General features: G+C 63.6%; 1 protein-coding gene. It reads left to right on the forward strand.

Translation table 11 applies throughout. The features are described from left to right. Window positions 1–190 (forward strand): hypothetical protein (locus tag ACPYOM_RS23880; protein WP_481347887.1); only part of this gene is annotated, 190 nt, incomplete at its 5' end. Window positions 191–236 lie beyond the last annotated feature (46 nt).

Raw genomic sequence — 236 nt, forward strand, 5'->3', positions numbered from 1 at the left:
CCAGATTACTACGCGTCTCGTGGGCTCGGAGATGTGTATAAGAGACAGGCTGGGCGATGAGGACCGCGAAGGTCGGCGGCGCGATGACGTCGACGTGGACCGGGTCGGTGGATCCGACGGCCTCGGCGAACTCGCGGATCTTGGCCGCACCTGTCTCTTATACACATCTCCGAGCCCACGAGACGCGTAGTAATCTGGGGGGGCGGGTTTGTGCTTGTGAAAAGGGGGGGGGGGGG

Source organism: Monashia sp. HAY1-2A, from assembly GCF_056755315.1.